Origin of the sequence: Mesorhizobium sp. M8A.F.Ca.ET.202.01.1.1 (genome assembly GCF_004791595.1) — a bacterium.
In the GTDB taxonomy this organism is placed as follows: Bacteria; Pseudomonadota; Alphaproteobacteria; order Rhizobiales; family Rhizobiaceae; genus Mesorhizobium.
On sequence record NZ_SRUN01000086.1, the window covers coordinates 1 to 411 of the forward strand.

At 66.9% G+C, this 411-nt stretch carries 1 protein-coding gene; it reads right to left on the reverse strand.

Translation table 11 applies throughout. The annotated features are described in order from the left end of the window. Positions 1–68: 68 nt before the first annotated feature. The coding region (locus EN845_RS33955) for an SDR family oxidoreductase (RefSeq protein ID WP_135931282.1) at positions 69–411 on the reverse strand (343 nt) is incomplete at its 5' end.

Sequence of the window (411 nt, forward strand, 5' to 3'; positions counted from 1 at the left end):
GGGCGTCCCCTCTCCGTCTCGGCTTCGCCGAGCCACCTCTCCTCACTTTCGTGGGGCGAGGAAAAGCCTCAGATCCCCGTGAAAGCATTGTCCACGAACAGATGCGCGCCGTTGACAAAGCTCGATTCGTCGCTGGCCAGGAACAGCGCGGCCTTCGCCACCTCCTCCGGCTCGCCGATGCGGCCCTGCTGCGCGGCCATGGCGGCGTCCGAAACATCGACGCCGAGCTTGCCGAGGTCGGCCAGTTCGCGCAACGCGGGCGGCGTGCGGATGAAGCCAGGGCAGACGGCGTTGCAGCGGATGTTGCGGTCACGGAATTCGACCGCGATGGCGCGGGCGAACATGTGGCAGGCGCCTTTTGTGGTGTCGTAGAGCACCTCGTTCGGCGTCGCCGCCACTGCCGAGATCGAC